Genomic DNA, 15,628 nt, shown 5'->3' with positions numbered 1-15,628 from the left:
TCAGCCCAAGGGCTGACCGTTTTCGCTTTACCGCACACGCCATCTCACGGGCGCTTGCCCTATCCCGCTTAACCGGCGGTTGTTTCACCCTGCGCGACTGACGGGCGAGCAACCGGCAGCGACTGCTGCCGCCAACGCAGCAGCAGGCAGGCCAGCGCGCCGTAGAGCAGCGCCAGTCCCCACAGTTGCCACCAGTAACGGGAGACCTGCGCAAAGTCGGCCTCCATCTGGTTGAGGCGCAGAAAACCCTCGATGGCGGGGATAGTGGGCACCCACTGAGCCAGCCAGTTGAGAGGCGCCGGGATCAGCTCGAGCGGCCAGATAAAGCCCGCCAGAAAAACCAGCGGCAGGGAGGAGATCAGCACCACCTGAGTCGGCAGATCCCGCCGGGTAAATATCGCGCCGAGCACCACGCCAAACCAGCAGGTCGCCAGCAGGAATGGCAGGGCGAACAGCCACAGCTCCAGCGGATCGGCATGACGAGCGATGTTGTAGTGATCGAAGCAGAAGCCGAGGAAGTAGCTCACCGGCAGCAGGAACAACCCCGCCAGCACCAGGGTTCTGGCCAGCAGCAGCGGCAACACCGGCGCGCTTTGCCAGTAACCATGCTCGCCGCGGCAACAGCGCTGGTTCTGGGTCGCCCCCAGGATCCCCGCCCCCATCAGCAACACCTGATGGAGGATCAGCACGAACACCGCCGGCACCACGTAGTTCACATAGCCCATGGTGGGGTTGAACACCGGCACCACGTTGAGGGCCACCGCATTCCAGCCCATGGCCGCTTGTGGCAGCGCCTCGCCGTGGCTCAACAGCCGCACCACCTTCACCTGCGCGGCGAGAGTGCCACCGGCCTGCGCCAACCCCTCGGCAATGGTGCCGTAGACCAGAAAGTAGGAGGCATCACCGGCATAGCTCAGGGTGACGCTCTTGCCCAGCATCAGATCCCGATAGAAGTGGTTGGGAATATGCAGGATCCCGCTCGCCTTCCCGGCCATCATCAGCTGCCGCGCTTCATCCAGCGAATTGGCCCGCGCTACCAGCTTCACCTGCGGCGTGGCATCGGCCATAAACTCCAGCTGACGGGACAACTGACTGCCATCCTCGTTGACCACCACCACCGCCTCTTCCCGCGGCAGCTGATGCAGATAGGGCTGGGGATAGAGAAACGAGTAGAAGATCACCCCGCCAAACAGGGTCAGCATGATGGCGCGATCCGCCAGCAGGGTGCGCAGCTCTAGGCGCAACAGATCGACAAATCCCAGCATCACTCAGGCTCCTTTTCGGCGCTCGCCACTGCGGCTGATTGACGGGCCAGCTCGGCCTGCTGCTTGTAACGGCGTACCACCAGCAGCAGGGGGAGCAGAAACAGCAGCTGCGCCCCCAGTTGCGGCAACGCCGATGCGAGAGGCAGACCGTAGTTGCTCTGACCAATCTGCAGCTCCACATAGTGAGAGACCGGCAACAGGCTGCGCCAGAAGCGGGCGAAATCTCCCATGGCACTCACCGGAAAGGTGACCCCCATAAAGGCGAAACCGGGCGCAGTGTAAGCCCCCGCCAGCGACAGGGCGCGCGCCGGATCCCGGATGATGCCGTAGAAAAAGGCCCCCATGGTGACGCAGGCTGCCGAGGCGAGCCCCAGACCCACCACCAGCACCAGCCATCTGCCGTGCATGGGGTAGGAGAAGCCCTTGAACAGCAGCAGCGTCCAGACAATCCCCCACACCCAGCCAATCAGCACGTGGGGCAGCAGGGTGCGCCAGAGACCAAACCAGACCCCGCGAGTAGTCCAGTCCAGCCCCAGCCGATCGGTACGGGCCAGTGCATTGAGGCCAAACAGCACCACCAGGATCTGCCACACCGCAGGCAGAATGGCGCTCAGCAGAAACTGGGCGTAGCTGGAGTTGAGGTTATAGATCGCCGTCACCTGACTGCTGATGGGCACCGACTGCCCGAGTGCGCCGGGCAGCGCCTTGCCATCGGCCATCGCCTCCAGCACACCGACCTGACCGTTGAGAGTGCCTACCACCTGCGCCAGCGCCGAGTTGACCAGCTTGGCGATGAGGATGAACTGGCCGTTGTTGAACACCGTCACCTGCGGCTGGGTGCCCTGACGGGCATCCCGCTCCAGATGGTTGGGGATCACCACCAGCGCATAGATGTCGCCACCGCGCAGGGCGTGGGCACCGGCATCGATGGAGTCGAACTGTTGCGCCACCTTGAGCCCCGCTGAGCCATCCAGCGAGAAGGCGAGCTGGCGCGAGAGCATGCTGTGGTCGAGATCCACCAGCCCCACCTTGAGGTCGCGGGCCAATCCTGCCGAGAAGATCCAGCAGAGGATCCCCATCAGCAGCAACGGCACCCAGCTCATCAGGGCACGACTGAAGGGATCCTGCCACAGCAGCCGAAATTCACGTCCCATCAGAGTTCAACCAGCACACTCATGCCAACCCGCAGCCCCTCAACCGGTTGCAGCGGGCGAGCCTCCACCTGGAAGCTCTTCATATCGAAACCCTGACGGGTATCGGTGGCACGCCAGGTGGCAAAATCCCCCATCACGGCCACATGGGTCACCTTGAAGCGCACCATCTGATCGCCAAGGCCCGGGATGCGGGCATCGAACTCGGTACCCACCGGGAAGCGGGGCAGCAGATCCTCGCGCACGTGGAACTGGGCCCAGGCATCGCTCATATCGAGCAGGGTCACAACCGGGAAGCCTTGCGGCGCCAGCTCGCCGCTACGCAGCAACACCTGACTCACTTCACCATTGTGGGGACTGGTGATGCGGGTGTCGGCCAGATAGGCCTCAACCTCGGCCACGGAACCCGCCGCCATCTTGGCCTTCTCGCGAGCGGCGATCTTGGTCTCTTCCCGCGCCCCTTCCAACGCCATCTGGTACTGTTGCCACGCCATCCCTTCGCTGTAGCGTGCAGCTTGCCAGGCAGTCCAGGCCTCATCGCGCTTTTGCAGCGGCATTACGCCGTCGCGGTGCAGGCTGGCAACCCGCTCATAGGTCTTGCCACGCAGCTGGGCGGCAGCCTTGGCTTTTTGCCACTGATCCTTGGCGGCAGCGATCTGTTGGGCACGGGCCCCCTTCTCCGCCTCTTGCGCCAGCGCACCCGCAGCGGCCTCACCGGCCTTGGCCTGGCTCAGCTTGGCTTCAATCTCGGGGCTCGCCAGGGTAAAGACCAGTTGATCCTTGGTCAGCTGATCGCCCTTTTTAACCAGCACCTCGTCGATGCGGCCCGGCACCTTGGAGGAGACCGAATATTGCTGCGCTTCAATCTGCCCTTGCAGATGCACCGGCTCGGGCTGATAAGCGAGCCAGAAGCGCCAGCCGAGCCACACCACCAGGATCACCAGCGCCAGCGGCAACAACAGCGGTTTACCCTGGCTCATCTTCTTTTTGATGGGGGGATGGCTAATCACTTCACCTCGACAAACGGGCGACCCTTGGCGGTCGAAACAGAGATAGAAAAAGGAACGGACTGGAGTGCGATCATGAGTTCACCTCGATCACCTGACCGTGCTGATATTGATTGAAACTGTTCATCTGGCCGGAGAGCGCCAGCAGACGGGCCAGCGACACCACATATTGATAGGCCGCCGCTGCGCGCTGGGTCTTGACCCCCGCCAGCTGGTTTTGGGCATCCACCACATCAAGGGAGGTAGAGAGCCCCTGACCGAAGGCCTTGTCCCGCAGTAACACGTTCTCCTCTGCCAACGCCTGAGTGGAAGAGAGGGATTGATACTCCTCCAGCCCCTGCGCCGCTTCGCGCCAGGTCTTCTCTACCAGCAACTCCAGATCCTGGCGGGTCTTGGCCTGCAGCAGATTGACTTGCAGCTCGGCGCTCTTGGCTGCCTGCACCGTCTCGGATCGGCCATCGCGGCTCACCAGCGGCATGCTGACACCCACCCCCACCAGCCAGTCCGGCGCGGTCTTGGCGGCCAGTGAATCATCTTCATAGAGGTTGTAGTTGCCGAACAGGAATACTTCGGGGGCATATTTGCCCTTCTCCATCCGGATCATCCCCTTGGCCTGCTCTTTCTTGGCGTTGAGCAGCTTGAGGCCGGGGTGCACCTCGAGGGTCTGGCTCACCAGCCCCTCGAGGCGCGGCAGCTCCTGGTTGACGAACAGGCCGCTGTCGGGCTCGGCGCGGGACAGCTTGAGCATATGGCCGAGGGCCAGCTCGGCGATCTCGAGGCCACGGCGTGACTTCTGGGTATCGATGCGGGCCCGATCATAGGCCGACTGGGCGGAGAGCCGCTCCACCCTGGCGATCTGGCCCTGAGCTTCAAGCTTCTTGGCGTGATCCAGATGGTGGGCCAGCCCCTCTTCGATCTCCTGCTTGGTCTGCACTACCTGAGCGGCCAGCACGACGCCGAAATAGGTCTGGGAGAGGCTCTCGAAAGTGGCTTGCTGTTTGAGCACCAGCAGCTGCTGCGCCTCGCTCACCTGCGCCTGGCGGATATCTTGCGCCGCATCGATGCGGCCACCGGCAAACAGCGGCCACAGCATCTTGACCGAGCTGGTCACCACGTTCTGTTTGGTCAGCGGGGTAACGAAGTCATTGGGACTGAGGTTAGCCCCCCTCCCAGCCAAAATTTTGCTGAGTTTCTCACCCAGCTCTGGATGGCTGGCGATGGGGTTGAGATCCATCAGATCAAGTTCCATCGGCTGATCGAGGTGGGTATAGCTGGCCCCCAGATCCAACTTGGGCAGATACATATCCTTGGCCGCCTCGCGCAGCTGTTTGGCCCGATCGACCCCGGCCTGCTCGGCAGCCAACCCTTCATCCTGCTGGATGACCCGGGTCCAGGCTTCGCCAAAACTGATGGTTTGCGCCTGCGCCGACCCCAGCATGGCCCCCATCAGACACGGCCAGAGTGATTTAATGAACCTTGACGTCATAGATCCCCAATCCGCTTTTGTTGCATAAATGTTTGGAGCATTTGCTCGACTTAAGCCCGCTATCATAACGCAAAGCGGGCCTGCAAGTGGACTGACAATTATGCAGGCGTCCGACCCGAATGGTACAGCGATCAGTCTCCGGCAATCTGGCCGTTTTTCAATAACTCCAGAATTTGCAAGCCTTGGCGCGACGTTTTTTTCAGAAAAAAATGGCTGACGCTCAAATACTAACCTTTTCTCCTGCCTAAAAAATGCGTAATATACGCCGCCCTAAGCCGATGGTAACCGTGGAATGCAGATAGGTCCCCACACGCTTGAAACTCCCTTGATTGTGGCTCCCATGGCCGGTGTAACTGACCGACCATTCCGTGAACTTTGTTTGCGATTGGGGGCTGGCATGGCCGTTTCCGAGATGCTGCTGGCCAACCCGGATGTCTGGGATACCCAGAAAACCCGGATGAGGATGGATCACTCTGCAGAAGGCGGATTGCGATCGGTCCAGATTGCCGGAGCCGACCCCGAGATGATGGCGTTTGCTGCCCGCTACAACGTGGAGCAGGGCGCACAGATCGTCGACATCAACATGGGATGTCCGGCAAAAAAAGTGAATAAGAAGTTGGCAGGTTCTGCCCTGCTGCGTGCCCCCGATCAGGTCAAAGCAATTTGCCGGGCCGTGGTTGATGCAGTGGAGGTGCCTGTCACCTTGAAGATCCGCACAGGATGGGATCCGGATAACCGCAATGGCGTGGAGATCGCCCGAATCGCCGAAGATTGCGGTATCGCGGCCCTTGCCGTGCATGGTCGTACCCGTGCCTGCCTCTACAAGGGCGAAGCGGAGTACGACACGATCAGGGCGATTAAGCAGGCCGTATCGATTCCTGTTGTCGCCAATGGTGACATCAACAGTCCGGAAAAAGCCCGGTATGTCCTCGACTATACCGGTGTCGACGCCGTGATGATCGGCCGAGCTGCGCAAGGACGACCCTGGATTTTCCGGGAAATCCGTCATTTTCTTGAGACGGGCACCAAGCTGCCGCCTCCCGAGAGGGAAGAGGTTCGCACCCTGATGAACGAGCATGTAACCAACCTGCACCGGTTTTATGGTGCATATCTGGGAGCGCGCATAGCCCGTAAACACGTGGGCTGGTATCTGGATGAAGAAGAGACGGGCCGAGAATTCCGTAAGCACTTCAATGCCCTGGATTGCGCAGACGCGCAACTTGAGGCACTCGAAGCGTATTTCGATGGATTAGGTTAACAAGATAACTAAAGAGCCGACCGAATATGTTCGAACAAACCCTGACTTCTGATGCATTGGTAACAACTACTCACAATCACGCTGCCGAGCCGACCCAGCGCCCCCTGCGTGACTCTGTGCAACAGGCCCTGCGTAACTACCTGGCCCAGTTGAACGGTCAGGAAGTGATTGATCTGTACGATATGGTTCTCTCCGAAGTCGAAGCGCCGATGCTGGACGTGATCATGCAGTACACCCGTGGTAACCAGACTCGCGCTGCCGTGATGATGGGTATCAACCGTGGCACCCTGCGCAAGAAGCTCAAGCGTTACGGCATGAACTGATTGCTGGCCGCGAGCCGCGACGGCGGTTCAAGGCAGATGCGAAAGGCGTCAGGTAGCAATACCTGGCGCCTTTCCTTTATGCTTTCCCCTCCATTTCACCATGACGACCCCGATGAACCGCACTCCCCTGCTGCTGATGGTACTGGTCACCCTGCTGGCCGCTGCCGGCTGGCTCTTCTCGAAAGAGGCAATCCGCGAACTGCCCCCCGCCGCCTTTATCGGCAGCCGCTTTCTGCTGGCGGCGCTGCTTTTGCTGCCCTTGGCCTGGTTGCGCGAGCCACCGCCGACTCGCGCCCAACTGCTGCGCGCCGCCGGCTGCGGCACATTGCTCGGCGCCAGCCTGCTGCTGTGGGTCACCGCCATCAGCCAGAGCGATGCACTGGGCAGCGGCGCCTTTATCATGAGCGTCGCCACTCTGATGGCCCCGCTGGCCGCCTGGGGAGCCTTTCGGGCCAAGCCCGGCCGCCACTACTGGCTCACCCTGCCCATCGCCATCGCCGGTTTGCTGCTGCTCTCCAGCAGTACCCACTGGGGCGTGTCGCTCTCGCTGTTCTGGTTTCTGGCGGCTGCCACTACCCTCGGTATCCAGCTTGCCGTCCATCGCCACTTTGCCCAATCCATCGCCCCCACCTGGCTCACCTGCATCCAGCTGGCGATGACCGGCCTGCTCGGCACCCTGCTCTCACTGCTGACCGAACAGTGGCCCGAGGCTGGAGTCAGCCACGGCATCTGGGGCTGGTTTGTGGCGAGCGTCTTGATCGCCACCACATTGCGCTACTGGCTGCTCACCAATGCATTGAGCAAGATGACCACCGCCCACGCCGCCCTGATGATGCTGATGGAACCGGTCTGGACTCTGCTGCTGAGCACCTTCTTCTACAACGAACCCCTCGGCAGCGCCAAACTGGCCGGTGCCGGACTGGTGCTCGGCGCCCTGGTGCTTTACCAACTGCCCCTGCTGCTACGTAGTCGCACGCTGAAACCGGCACGCTAGCTGCCCACTGCAAACGCCTCTATGCGGATGAAACAACCAACGAAAAGGGGCCTGCAGTTGCCTGCCCCTTTTGTTGCATTGCCACAGCGAACTGCTTGGGCCATGTTCTCGGCTCGACCTCATGCGTCTGATCCCTTCTTGAACATCCCCTGGCCGCCAGTTAGCGACTGGAAAGCGCGAGCTTGATCCCGAGCCCGACAAACAGGGTGCCGATGCCCCGGTTGAGCCAGCGGCCGAGACGCTGTGACAGCCGTACCCTGTGGCTGGCATAGACGGTGGTAAAGACCAGCAAGTGACACCAGATGATGCCGCCCAGATTGAAGATGCAGCCAAGCAGAATAAAGGCGAGCGCCTTGTCGGGGGCATCCGGCGCGATGAACTGGGGCACGAAGGCGAGGAAAAAGAGCGCGACCTTGGGGTTGAGCACATTGGTCAGCACACCCTGCCGGTAAATCTGGCCATAGGATAGGGCGGGCAAGGTGATCCCTCTCTCCATTGCACCCGTAACCTGCTGGCGCAGCAGGGAGAACCCCAGATAGATGAGGTAGATGGCACCAGCCAGCTTGATAAGGGCAAACAACTCGGCCGAGGCGCTGAGCAGGGCCGACAGACCAAGGGCCGCCGCCAACACATGCACCATAACACCAGTGCCGATGCCAAGGGTCGCGACCGAACCGGCACGCCACCCTTGCGAGCCGCTACGCAGCATGACCAGCAGGGAGTCGGGTCCCGGCATGATATTGAGCAGCAGCCCCGAGACCATAAACAGTGCGAGATCATGAATACCGAACATCATCCCTCCCCTCGTAAAGCAAAACCAAACAAAGAGGGCTCCGCAGAGCCCTCTTTCCTTTCACTCTGCGGCAGCTAACGTGTCATCAGCTGTCCCGCCAGCCATCAGGGCCGCAGCGCCTTGTCCGCCCGCGAGATGCCGCAGACGCCGGAGCGCACCACTTCGATGATCTCGTTGGTCTGGGCGGCAGTCTTGATAAAGGCATCCAGCTTCTCGCTCGTGCCCACCAACTGTACCGTGTACTGCTCGGGGGTGACGTCGACGATCTGGCCACGGAAGATATCCGCCAACCGTTTCAGCTCATCACGGGCCCCACCGGCGGCGCGCGCCTTGACCAGCGCGATCTCCCGCTCGATATGCTCCCCTTCACTCAGGTCGCACACCTTGAGCACATCCACCAGCTTGTGCAGCTGCTTCTGGATCTGCTCCAGCACCCGCTCGTCACCCATGGTGACTATGGTCATGCGCGACAGGGTGGGATCCTCGGTCGGCGCCACCGTCAGGGTCTCGATGTTGTAGCCGCGCTGGGAGAAGAGGCCCACCACACGGCTCAGGGCGCCAGATTCGTTCTCCAGCAGTACTGAAATGATGTGTCTCATCAGGTTCTCTCCGTCTTGCTCAGCCACATCTCGTCCATGGCACCAAACTTGATCTGCATCGGATAGACGTGCTCATCCGGGTCGACCGAGATATCCATGAACACCAGCCGATCCTTCATGGCGAAGGCCTTCTCCATGGCGCTCTCCAGCTCCGCCGGATCGCTCACCGCGATACCGACGTGGCCGTAGGCTTCCGCCAGTTTGACGAAGTCCGGCAGGGACTCCATGTAGGAGTGGCTGTGACGGCCGCCGTAGAACATCTTCTGCCACTGCTTGACCATGCCCAGTGCACGGTTGTTGATGGAGATGATCTTGATGGGCACCCCGTACTGCATGCAGGTAGAGAGCTCCTGAATGTTCATCTGCACCGAGCCATCCCCGGTGACGCAGCAGACCACCGCATCAGGGTTGGCAAACTGGGCCCCCATGGCGGCCGGAATACCAAAGCCCATGGTGCCGAGGCCCCCTGAGTTGATCCACTGGCGCGGTTTGGCAAACGGGTAGTAGAGGGCAGCAAACATCTGGTGCTGACCGACGTCGGAGGCGACGAACGCCTGACCCTGAGTCACTTTGTAAAGGGTCTCGATAACCTGTTGCGGCTTGATCTGGGTAGCCGACTTTTCGTAGGCCAGACAGTGACGGGAGCGCCACTGGTTGATCTGGCTCCACCAGTCCGCCAGCGCCTCCTTGTCGTTATCGAAGCCACACTCGCGGATCACTTCCAACATCTGCTCCAGCACGGTTTCCACCGAGCCGACGATGGGCACATGGGCCTGCACCGTCTTGGAGATGGAGGTGGGGTCGATATCGATATGAACCACGGTGGCATTGGGGCAGAACTTGGCCACGTTGTTGGTGACGCGGTCATCGAAGCGGGCACCCACGGCGAAGATGAGATCCGCGTTGTGCATGGTCTTGTTGGCTTCGAAGGTGCCGTGCATCCCCAGCATACCGATAAATTGCGGATGGACACCAGAGAAGGCCCCCAGCCCCATCAGGGTGGTGGTCACCGGCAGGTTCAGCAGCTCCGCCAGTTTGGTCACCAGATGGTCCGCATTGGCGTTGATGGCGCCACCGCCCACGTACATCACCGGGCGCTGGGCATCCACCAGCAGCTTGGCTGCCCGCTTGATCTGCCCTTTATGGCCAGACTTGGTCGGGTTGTAGGAGCGCAGGGAGACCGTCTCGGGATACTGGTAGGGGAATTTTTCTTTCGGGTTCTGCACATCTTTGGGCAGATCCACCACCACCGGCCCCGGGCGGCCGCTGGCGGCAATGTAGTAGGCCTTCTTGATGGCCTCAGGGATATCGCTCGCCTTCTTGCACAGGAAGCTGTGCTTCACCACCGGGCGGGAGATACCGATCATGTCGGTCTCCTGGAACGCATCCTCACCGATCATGCTGGTCGGCACCTGGCCGGAGAGGATCACCAGCGGAATGGAATCCATATAGGCGGTGGCAATACCGGTAATGCAGTTGGTCGCTCCCGGGCCTGACGTTACCAGCACAGTCCCCACCTTGCCGGTGGAACGGGCATAACCGTCAGCCATGTGAACCGCGGCTTGCTCGTGCCGCACCAAGACATGCTCCATCTTGCCGTTTTCGAAGAGAGCGTCATAGATGTCGAGCACTGAGCCACCAGGGTAGCCGAAGACGTGCTCAACTCCCTGATCTTCCAGCGCTCTAACCACCATCTGGGCGCCTGATAACATCTCCATGATAAAGCCCTCCAGGCTTTGCTCCGTTTAGCGAATCCCGCCGACGATACCGTGCTTCCCGGCACGGCCCGATCCGTTTCTTGTTGTTATCTGAATGCAGATCGGCCCAATTCAGCCCCGTCGGCAGTAGAAAAAAAGGATTTTTCCGTCATTCACCCGAAAATAGGGTGAAAAACCAACTTAACCCGCTTCATAACGCTTGTCCACGGCTTTATCTGACCAGAACAGTCATACATTTCAACCGGCTATTAACATTCAATGACTTGCCGCAGCGACCATAAGACAAAAGGGAAGGAAGTCGGGGAATGGCCAGCGGATCATTCCGCAGAGGGGAAAAACAGCCACAAAAAAGCCCACCGCTCAGCGGTGGGCTTGATGCCGAATGATGAATCAGTTGTCCTGATCCGGCTCCGCCAGCCAGATCTGCTGATCCGGATCGGTCTCTTCACTGACCGAAATGCTGACACCCATATCGAGCAACTCGTGCAGGGTGAGATTGTCAGCCAGGTTCATGACTTCGCCGTTTTCATTGGTAAAGCGCATTTGCTCCATCCTCTCCTTGGTGGGATCGCCTTTCAGTCTAGTCAACAACGCTCACTTGCGATAACCAGCAACTGGATAAACAGTCGCCGCCATCAAGCTCGCTCAGGCGATCACTCACCTCCTCCGGAAACAGGGTGCGCGCCCAGAGCCGGCGCGACAGAGAGGCCACGCTCTCGTCAGCTCCCGCCGCCAGCCAGCGGGCCAGCTCCCCCGCTACATCGGGGTAGCAAACCGCCCCCGGCGAGGCGCTGTCGAGCCAGGTACGCACCAGATTGGCATCGAGCACATCCATCAGGGTCGCCAGCCCCATCATCTCGAGGGTCTTGCCATTGGTCAGCTGCTCGAACTGGCCGCCGAGGGGTTTAACCAGCAGCTTCTTGCCGAGGGTGAGCGCCTCGGAAGCCAGCTCGAAACCCGCGTTGGAGATGACGCCGCGACAACCGGCCAGTACGGCGATAAACCCGTGCCGTGACGGCGGCTCGAAGCGCAGGTTGCGCCATTGGCTCGAGGTGCGAATGGCGGGATGAAAGCAGACGAAGCGTTGCTGACCAAAGCGCGACAACAGGGCGGCGATCGCCTCGGTCTGCTCGAACGGCAGATAGACCAGGATCTCGCCGTTATCCGGCGCGGCGGCGATAGGGTCGATCACCGGCGGCAGCAAGGGGTGACCGAAGTGAAACCAGTGCAGCCCGAGCGGCTGATCCACAGGAGCAAAGTGGCGCATCAGCTGGCGGCTGACCCCATCCTCCCCCCAGCGCGGGATGGGCCAGTTGAAGCTGGCCTGATGGCTGACGGTGAGGCTCGGCTTGCCATAGCGGCGGGCGGCGTGGGCGGTCAACGGCTCAAAATCGCTCACCACCAGATCGTATTCGCTGCAATCGAGAGCCCGCAGATCCCGCCAGAAGGTGAGCGGCGATGCGGCTTGCAGGGTGCGCCACGGAGAAACTCGCCCCTCGTGACTGACAAAAGTGAGGCCTGGAAAGGCGCGGTAGGCGCCAAACTCCTCCATGTCGAAATAGCGGTCGGCGGGGCGGCCGCTAAAGAGATAATCCACCTCGACCCCTGCCGTGCGCAGCGCCCGCGCCAAAGTGCGACTGCGACTGATATGACCGTTGCCGGTGCCTTGCACCCCAAACAGTATCCTCATGAGTGGCTCCAGCCGAGCGCCAGCACGGCGCAACCGCCACCCAGCAGGGCACCGGCTACCAGATCGCTCAGGTAGTGTACCCCGAGCAACAACCGGGATGCCCCCACCAGCGCAGCCCAGCCAAACAGCAGGGGCGCCCAGAGCGGAAAGCCGGTGGCCAGTATGGTGGCCATCAGAAAAGCGGCGGCGGTGTGGCCGGAGGGGAGACTGTAACGATCGGAAGGAGTGATAAAGACCGGCAAGCCGACCGGCCGTTGCCGTTTCAGGCTGTTTTTCAGCAACAGATAGAGGGGCAATTCGATGGCGAAGGCGAGCAGCGCCAGTCGTACCAGCTCCCGCTCTGCCTCCCCCTGCCACCAGAGCAGGGCGGCCAGCACGGCGTAAAGCGGGCCATCGCCGGTGCGGGAAATGAGACGACTCACCCTCGCCTGCTGCCGGTTGTAGCCGTGAAGCAGGCAGACCCGGCACACCTGCAGGTCCCATTGCTGGATCTTGTTCATATCCCCTCCTTCCCTGAATTCTGCTTGCAGAGTAAGAAAGCGGGATGACGTTACGTTGAACAAGGGATAACAGATTTATGAAAAAAGGGCCGAATGGCCCTTTTTAATCTCGATGTTGCGGCAAAATCAGTGGCTGCCGCGCAGACCGGTCTCCATCAGACGGCAGTTGTGGTCCGCCAGACGGGCCATGAAGTGCTCATCCACTTTCAGGCCAAACACCTGCTCGTAGAGATCTTTCATCACGAATGGCTGCCACATCATGCTGAGGAAGGAGATCTTCAGCATGTCGGGATCCAGGTTGTCACCCAGCTCGCCGTTGGACTTCATGGTTTCCAGCAGGGCATCGAACTGCGGCAGCTGGCGTTCCAGCAGGCGGTTCAGCACAAAATCCCGGCCCGGGCTCTTCTCGGTCGACAATGCGCTGGAGATGGCAGAGGTCAGCTCGCTGTTGGGCGCCATCACCTGATAGTAGGTGTTGAGCAGCTCGTTGAGGCTGTGATTGCTGTGTTCATCTTGCCAGGCATGGTCGAGGGGCTCGGCGACATCGCCCAACACCGCTTTGTAAAGACCCTCTTTACTGCCGAAGTAGTAGTGGATCATTGCCAGATTGGAGCCAGCAAGCTCCGCGATTTCGCGTGTAGTCACCTTGCTATAGGGAGTATTGAGAAAACGCTCACGGGCGGCAGCAAGCAACTTGTCACGAATGTCAGAACGTCCGACCGGACGACCAGGTCTACGTTTTTCCATTTAACACCTCAGATAATTCAGCCAATGCTGATAAGTCGATCTGGTTGTGCAGAGAATAGAGCACAGCAGGAATGACCAGATAATCGGTCATGGGCCGAATATGGGACAAGGAAATTTGCAATCCTTTACAATCCGATTAAATACGTCAGCAGATTGCCCCTGACCTTCCGTGTTGACACAGCATAAAAATCTCGATATTGGTAAAAGCGTTATCGACTGGAAGGAATAACAACGTCATGCGTATCGCCACCCCGCTACTACTAATCTCCCTAATCGCGTTAACTCGCGCGGGATCCTTGTAGCCGGGCTAAGGCATAGCCGGAATTTACAAAAACCCGTGCACCCTGCACGGGTTTTTTTATGCCGCCGCAGGATGCACGTTACCGAACTTAGGAAGAGGGAAGTCACATGTCAGATCGGGTCATCATATTCGACACCACCTTGCGTGATGGTGAGCAGGCCCTGGCGGCCAGTTTGACAGTCAAGGAGAAGCTGCAGATCGCCCAGGCGCTGGAGCGGCTCGGTGTCGACGTCATGGAGGTGGGCTTCCCGGTCTCCTCTCCCGGCGATTTTCAATCGGTGCAGACCATAGCCCGCCACATCAAGAACAGCCGGGTCTGCGCCCTCGCCCGCGCCCTGCCAAAAGATATCGATGCCGCCGGTGAAGCCTTGCGGGTCGCCGAGGCGTTTCGCATCCACACCTTTATCTCCACCTCCTCCATCCATGTGGAGAGCAAGCTGAAAAAGAGCTTCGAGGATGTGCTGGAGATGGGGGTCGGCGCCATCAAGCACGCGCTGCGCTACACCGATGATGTGGAGTTCTCCTGCGAGGATGCAGGCCGCACCCCCATCGATAACCTCTGCCGCATGGTGGAGGCCGCCATCAAGGCGGGGGCCCGTACCATCAATATCCCCGATACCGTGGGCTACACGGTGCCGACAGAGTTCTCCGGCATCATCCACACCCTGTTCAACCGGGTCCCCAACATCGACAAGGCGATCATCTCGGTCCACTGCCACGATGATCTGGGGCTCTCGGTGGCCAACTCCATCGGCGCGGTGCAGATGGGGGCCCGCCAGATCGAGTGCACCATCAACGGCATCGGCGAACGGGCGGGCAACTGCTCGCTGGAAGAGGTGGCGATGATCCTCAAAACCCGCGCCGACCTGCTCGGGGTGCAAACCAATATCCGCCACAACGAAATTCATCGCACCAGCACGCTGGTCAGCCAGCTGTGCAACATGCCGGTGCAGCCCAACAAGGCGATCGTCGGGGCCAACGCTTTCTCCCATAGCTCCGGCATCCATCAGGATGGGGTGCTCAAGGCGAAAAATACCTACGAAATCATCACTCCCGAGAGCATTGGCCTGACCCAGAACAACCTCAACATGACCTCCCGCTCCGGCCGTCACGTCATCAAGCACCGGATGGAGTCCATGGGCTACGCCGAGAGCAGCTACGACCTCGACCACCTCTACGGCAAGTTCCTGACCCTGGCCGACAAGAAGGGGCAGGTATTCGACTACGACCTCGAAGCGCTGGCCTTCTTCAGCCAGATCCACGAGGAGCCGGAGCACTTCAAGCTGGAGTATCTCGGGGTACAAAGCGGCAGCTCGGTACTCGCCACCGCCTCGGTCAAATTGAAGGTAGGACAGGATCTGATCTGTGAAGCGGCCACCGGCAATGGCCCAGTGGATGCGGTCTACCAGTGCATCAACCGCATCACCGGCTATGAGATCCGCATCGACAAATATGCCCTCAAGAGCAAGGGCGAAGGGGAAGATGCCCTCGGTCAGGTCGATATCGTCGCCGAGTACAAGGGGCGCAAATTCCACGGCATGGGGCTGGCCACCGACATCATCGAATCCTCGGCCCACGCCCTGCTCCATGTGATCAACAGCATCTGGCGCGCCGATCAGGTGGCCGAGCAGATGGAACGCAATAACAGCATCAAATCAGAAACCGTCTGAACAGGGCTCGGAACCAAACAGACGGCATGGAATGACAACATCAGGACGGGGAACGTCTGAACCGGGAACCGCGCGCAGCGTTGGGAAAAACGGGCAGAGGGATCTCAAAGACAATATCAGGATGGA

At 60.3% G+C, this 15,628-nt stretch carries 15 protein-coding genes; 4 read left to right on the top strand and 11 right to left on the bottom strand.

The window, feature by feature from the left end; all coding sequences use genetic code 11:
• Positions 1-68 precede the first annotated feature (68 nt).
• The 4 genes from ACTG2J_RS03630 to ACTG2J_RS03615 form a co-directional block, all read right to left on the bottom strand.
• Positions 69-1,265 (bottom strand): ABC transporter permease, encoded by a 1,197-nt coding sequence (locus tag ACTG2J_RS03630; RefSeq protein WP_439989005.1) that lies wholly within the window; start codon positions 1,263-1,265, stop codon positions 69-71.
• Complete coding sequence (locus ACTG2J_RS03625) at positions 1,265-2,419, bottom strand: ABC transporter permease (RefSeq protein ID WP_439989007.1); 1,155 nt, start codon at positions 2,417-2,419, stop codon at positions 1,265-1,267. Before ACTG2J_RS03625 ends, ACTG2J_RS03630 begins: the two co-directional genes overlap by 1 nt.
• Positions 2,419-3,423, bottom strand: coding sequence for an HlyD family secretion protein (locus tag ACTG2J_RS03620; protein WP_082182312.1), 1,005 nt, complete (start codon positions 3,421-3,423; stop codon positions 2,419-2,421). Before ACTG2J_RS03620 ends, ACTG2J_RS03625 begins: the two co-directional genes overlap by 1 nt.
• A gap of 73 nt (positions 3,424-3,496) precedes the next feature.
• On the bottom strand, positions 3,497-4,909 hold the full coding sequence (locus ACTG2J_RS03615) for a TolC family protein (RefSeq protein ID WP_439989008.1): 1,413 nt from the start codon (positions 4,907-4,909) through the stop codon (positions 3,497-3,499).
• A 292-nt stretch (positions 4,910-5,201) separates the two neighbouring features.
• Between ACTG2J_RS03615 and dusB the strand changes: the two genes are divergently transcribed.
• From dusB to ACTG2J_RS03600, 3 genes are all read left to right on the top strand, one after another.
• On the top strand, positions 5,202-6,167 hold the full coding sequence (gene dusB / locus ACTG2J_RS03610) for a tRNA dihydrouridine synthase DusB (protein WP_019445016.1): 966 nt from the start codon (positions 5,202-5,204) through the stop codon (positions 6,165-6,167).
• 26 nt (positions 6,168-6,193) lie between these two features.
• On the top strand, positions 6,194-6,490 hold the full coding sequence (gene fis, locus ACTG2J_RS03605) for a DNA-binding transcriptional regulator Fis (RefSeq protein ID WP_005309538.1): 297 nt from the start codon (positions 6,194-6,196) through the stop codon (positions 6,488-6,490).
• A gap of 112 nt (positions 6,491-6,602) precedes the next feature.
• Complete coding sequence (locus ACTG2J_RS03600) at positions 6,603-7,484, top strand: DMT family transporter (protein ID WP_113740510.1); 882 nt, start codon at positions 6,603-6,605, stop codon at positions 7,482-7,484.
• Positions 7,485-7,644: 160 nt separating this feature from the next.
• Here ACTG2J_RS03600 and ACTG2J_RS03595 read toward each other — a convergent pair whose 3' ends face one another.
• From ACTG2J_RS03595 to ACTG2J_RS03565, 7 genes are all read right to left on the bottom strand, one after another.
• Entirely contained in the window at positions 7,645-8,277 is a 633-nt protein-coding gene (locus ACTG2J_RS03595; RefSeq protein ID WP_439989019.1) for a LysE family translocator, read from the bottom strand.
• 104 nt (positions 8,278-8,381) lie between these two features.
• Positions 8,382-8,876: an acetolactate synthase small subunit gene (ilvN, locus tag ACTG2J_RS03590; RefSeq protein WP_005311605.1), complete on the bottom strand. Its 495-nt coding sequence runs from the start codon at positions 8,874-8,876 to the stop codon at positions 8,382-8,384.
• Positions 8,876-10,594 (bottom strand): acetolactate synthase 3 large subunit, encoded by a 1,719-nt coding sequence (locus ACTG2J_RS03585; RefSeq protein WP_043823044.1) that lies wholly within the window; start codon positions 10,592-10,594, stop codon positions 8,876-8,878. The genes ilvN and ACTG2J_RS03585 overlap by 1 nt, the downstream gene beginning before the upstream one ends.
• 390 nt (positions 10,595-10,984) lie before the next feature.
• The gene (locus ACTG2J_RS03580) at positions 10,985-11,137 is read right to left on the bottom strand and encodes a hypothetical protein (RefSeq protein ID WP_005341188.1); all 153 of its coding nucleotides are present in this window, start codon (positions 11,135-11,137) and stop codon (positions 10,985-10,987) included.
• Between the two features lie 37 nt (positions 11,138-11,174).
• Positions 11,175-12,284 (bottom strand): MJ1255/VC2487 family glycosyltransferase, encoded by a 1,110-nt coding sequence (locus tag ACTG2J_RS03575; protein ID WP_088870111.1) that lies wholly within the window; start codon positions 12,282-12,284, stop codon positions 11,175-11,177.
• The gene (locus ACTG2J_RS03570; protein ID WP_005339149.1) at positions 12,281-12,784 is read right to left on the bottom strand and encodes a phosphatase PAP2 family protein; all 504 of its coding nucleotides are present in this window, start codon (positions 12,782-12,784) and stop codon (positions 12,281-12,283) included. The genes ACTG2J_RS03575 and ACTG2J_RS03570 overlap by 4 nt, the downstream gene beginning before the upstream one ends.
• Positions 12,785-12,910: 126 nt before the next feature.
• Positions 12,911-13,531, bottom strand: coding sequence for a TetR/AcrR family transcriptional regulator (locus ACTG2J_RS03565; protein WP_005349170.1), 621 nt, complete (start codon positions 13,529-13,531; stop codon positions 12,911-12,913).
• Between the two features lie 408 nt (positions 13,532-13,939).
• On the opposite strand from ACTG2J_RS03565, the gene leuA reads away from it, so the two are divergent.
• A complete protein-coding gene (gene leuA, locus ACTG2J_RS03560; protein WP_005341192.1) occupies positions 13,940-15,502 on the top strand; it encodes a 2-isopropylmalate synthase in 1,563 nt (520 codons plus the stop codon).
• The last annotated feature ends 126 nt before the right edge of the window (positions 15,503-15,628 follow it).

This window comes from Aeromonas sp. 6P, from assembly GCF_051919525.1.
Lineage (GTDB): Bacteria > Pseudomonadota > Gammaproteobacteria > Enterobacterales > Aeromonadaceae > Aeromonas > Aeromonas veronii.
This window is presented reverse-complemented; position numbering and strand designations above follow the sequence as displayed.

Bases quoted from the DNA above. Each gene is read 5' to 3' on its own strand.
- ACTG2J_RS03630 (WP_439989005.1), bottom strand. From the start codon at position 1,265: ATGCTGGGATTTGTCGATCTGTTGCGCCTAGAGCTGCGCACCCTGCTG.
- ACTG2J_RS03625 (WP_439989007.1), bottom strand. From the start codon at position 2,419: ATGGGACGTGAATTTCGGCTGCTGTGGCAGGATCCCTTCAGTCGTGCC.
- ACTG2J_RS03615 (WP_439989008.1), bottom strand. From the start codon at position 4,909: ATGACGTCAAGGTTCATTAAATCACTCTGGCCGTGTCTGATGGGGGCC.
- dusB (WP_019445016.1), top strand. From the start codon at position 5,202: ATGCAGATAGGTCCCCACACGCTTGAAACTCCCTTGATTGTGGCTCCC.
- fis (WP_005309538.1), top strand. From the start codon at position 6,194: ATGTTCGAACAAACCCTGACTTCTGATGCATTGGTAACAACTACTCAC.
- ACTG2J_RS03600 (WP_113740510.1), top strand. From the start codon at position 6,603: ATGAACCGCACTCCCCTGCTGCTGATGGTACTGGTCACCCTGCTGGCC.
- ACTG2J_RS03595 (WP_439989019.1), bottom strand. From the start codon at position 8,277: ATGTTCGGTATTCATGATCTCGCACTGTTTATGGTCTCGGGGCTGCTG.
- ilvN (WP_005311605.1), bottom strand. From the start codon at position 8,876: ATGAGACACATCATTTCAGTACTGCTGGAGAACGAATCTGGCGCCCTG.
- ACTG2J_RS03585 (WP_043823044.1), bottom strand. From the start codon at position 10,594: ATGGAGATGTTATCAGGCGCCCAGATGGTGGTTAGAGCGCTGGAAGAT.
- ACTG2J_RS03580 (WP_005341188.1), bottom strand. From the start codon at position 11,137: ATGCGCTTTACCAATGAAAACGGCGAAGTCATGAACCTGGCTGACAAT.
- ACTG2J_RS03575 (WP_088870111.1), bottom strand. From the start codon at position 12,284: ATGAGGATACTGTTTGGGGTGCAAGGCACCGGCAACGGTCATATCAGT.
- ACTG2J_RS03570 (WP_005339149.1), bottom strand. From the start codon at position 12,784: ATGAACAAGATCCAGCAATGGGACCTGCAGGTGTGCCGGGTCTGCCTG.
- ACTG2J_RS03565 (WP_005349170.1), bottom strand. From the start codon at position 13,531: ATGGAAAAACGTAGACCTGGTCGTCCGGTCGGACGTTCTGACATTCGT.
- leuA (WP_005341192.1), top strand. From the start codon at position 13,940: ATGTCAGATCGGGTCATCATATTCGACACCACCTTGCGTGATGGTGAG.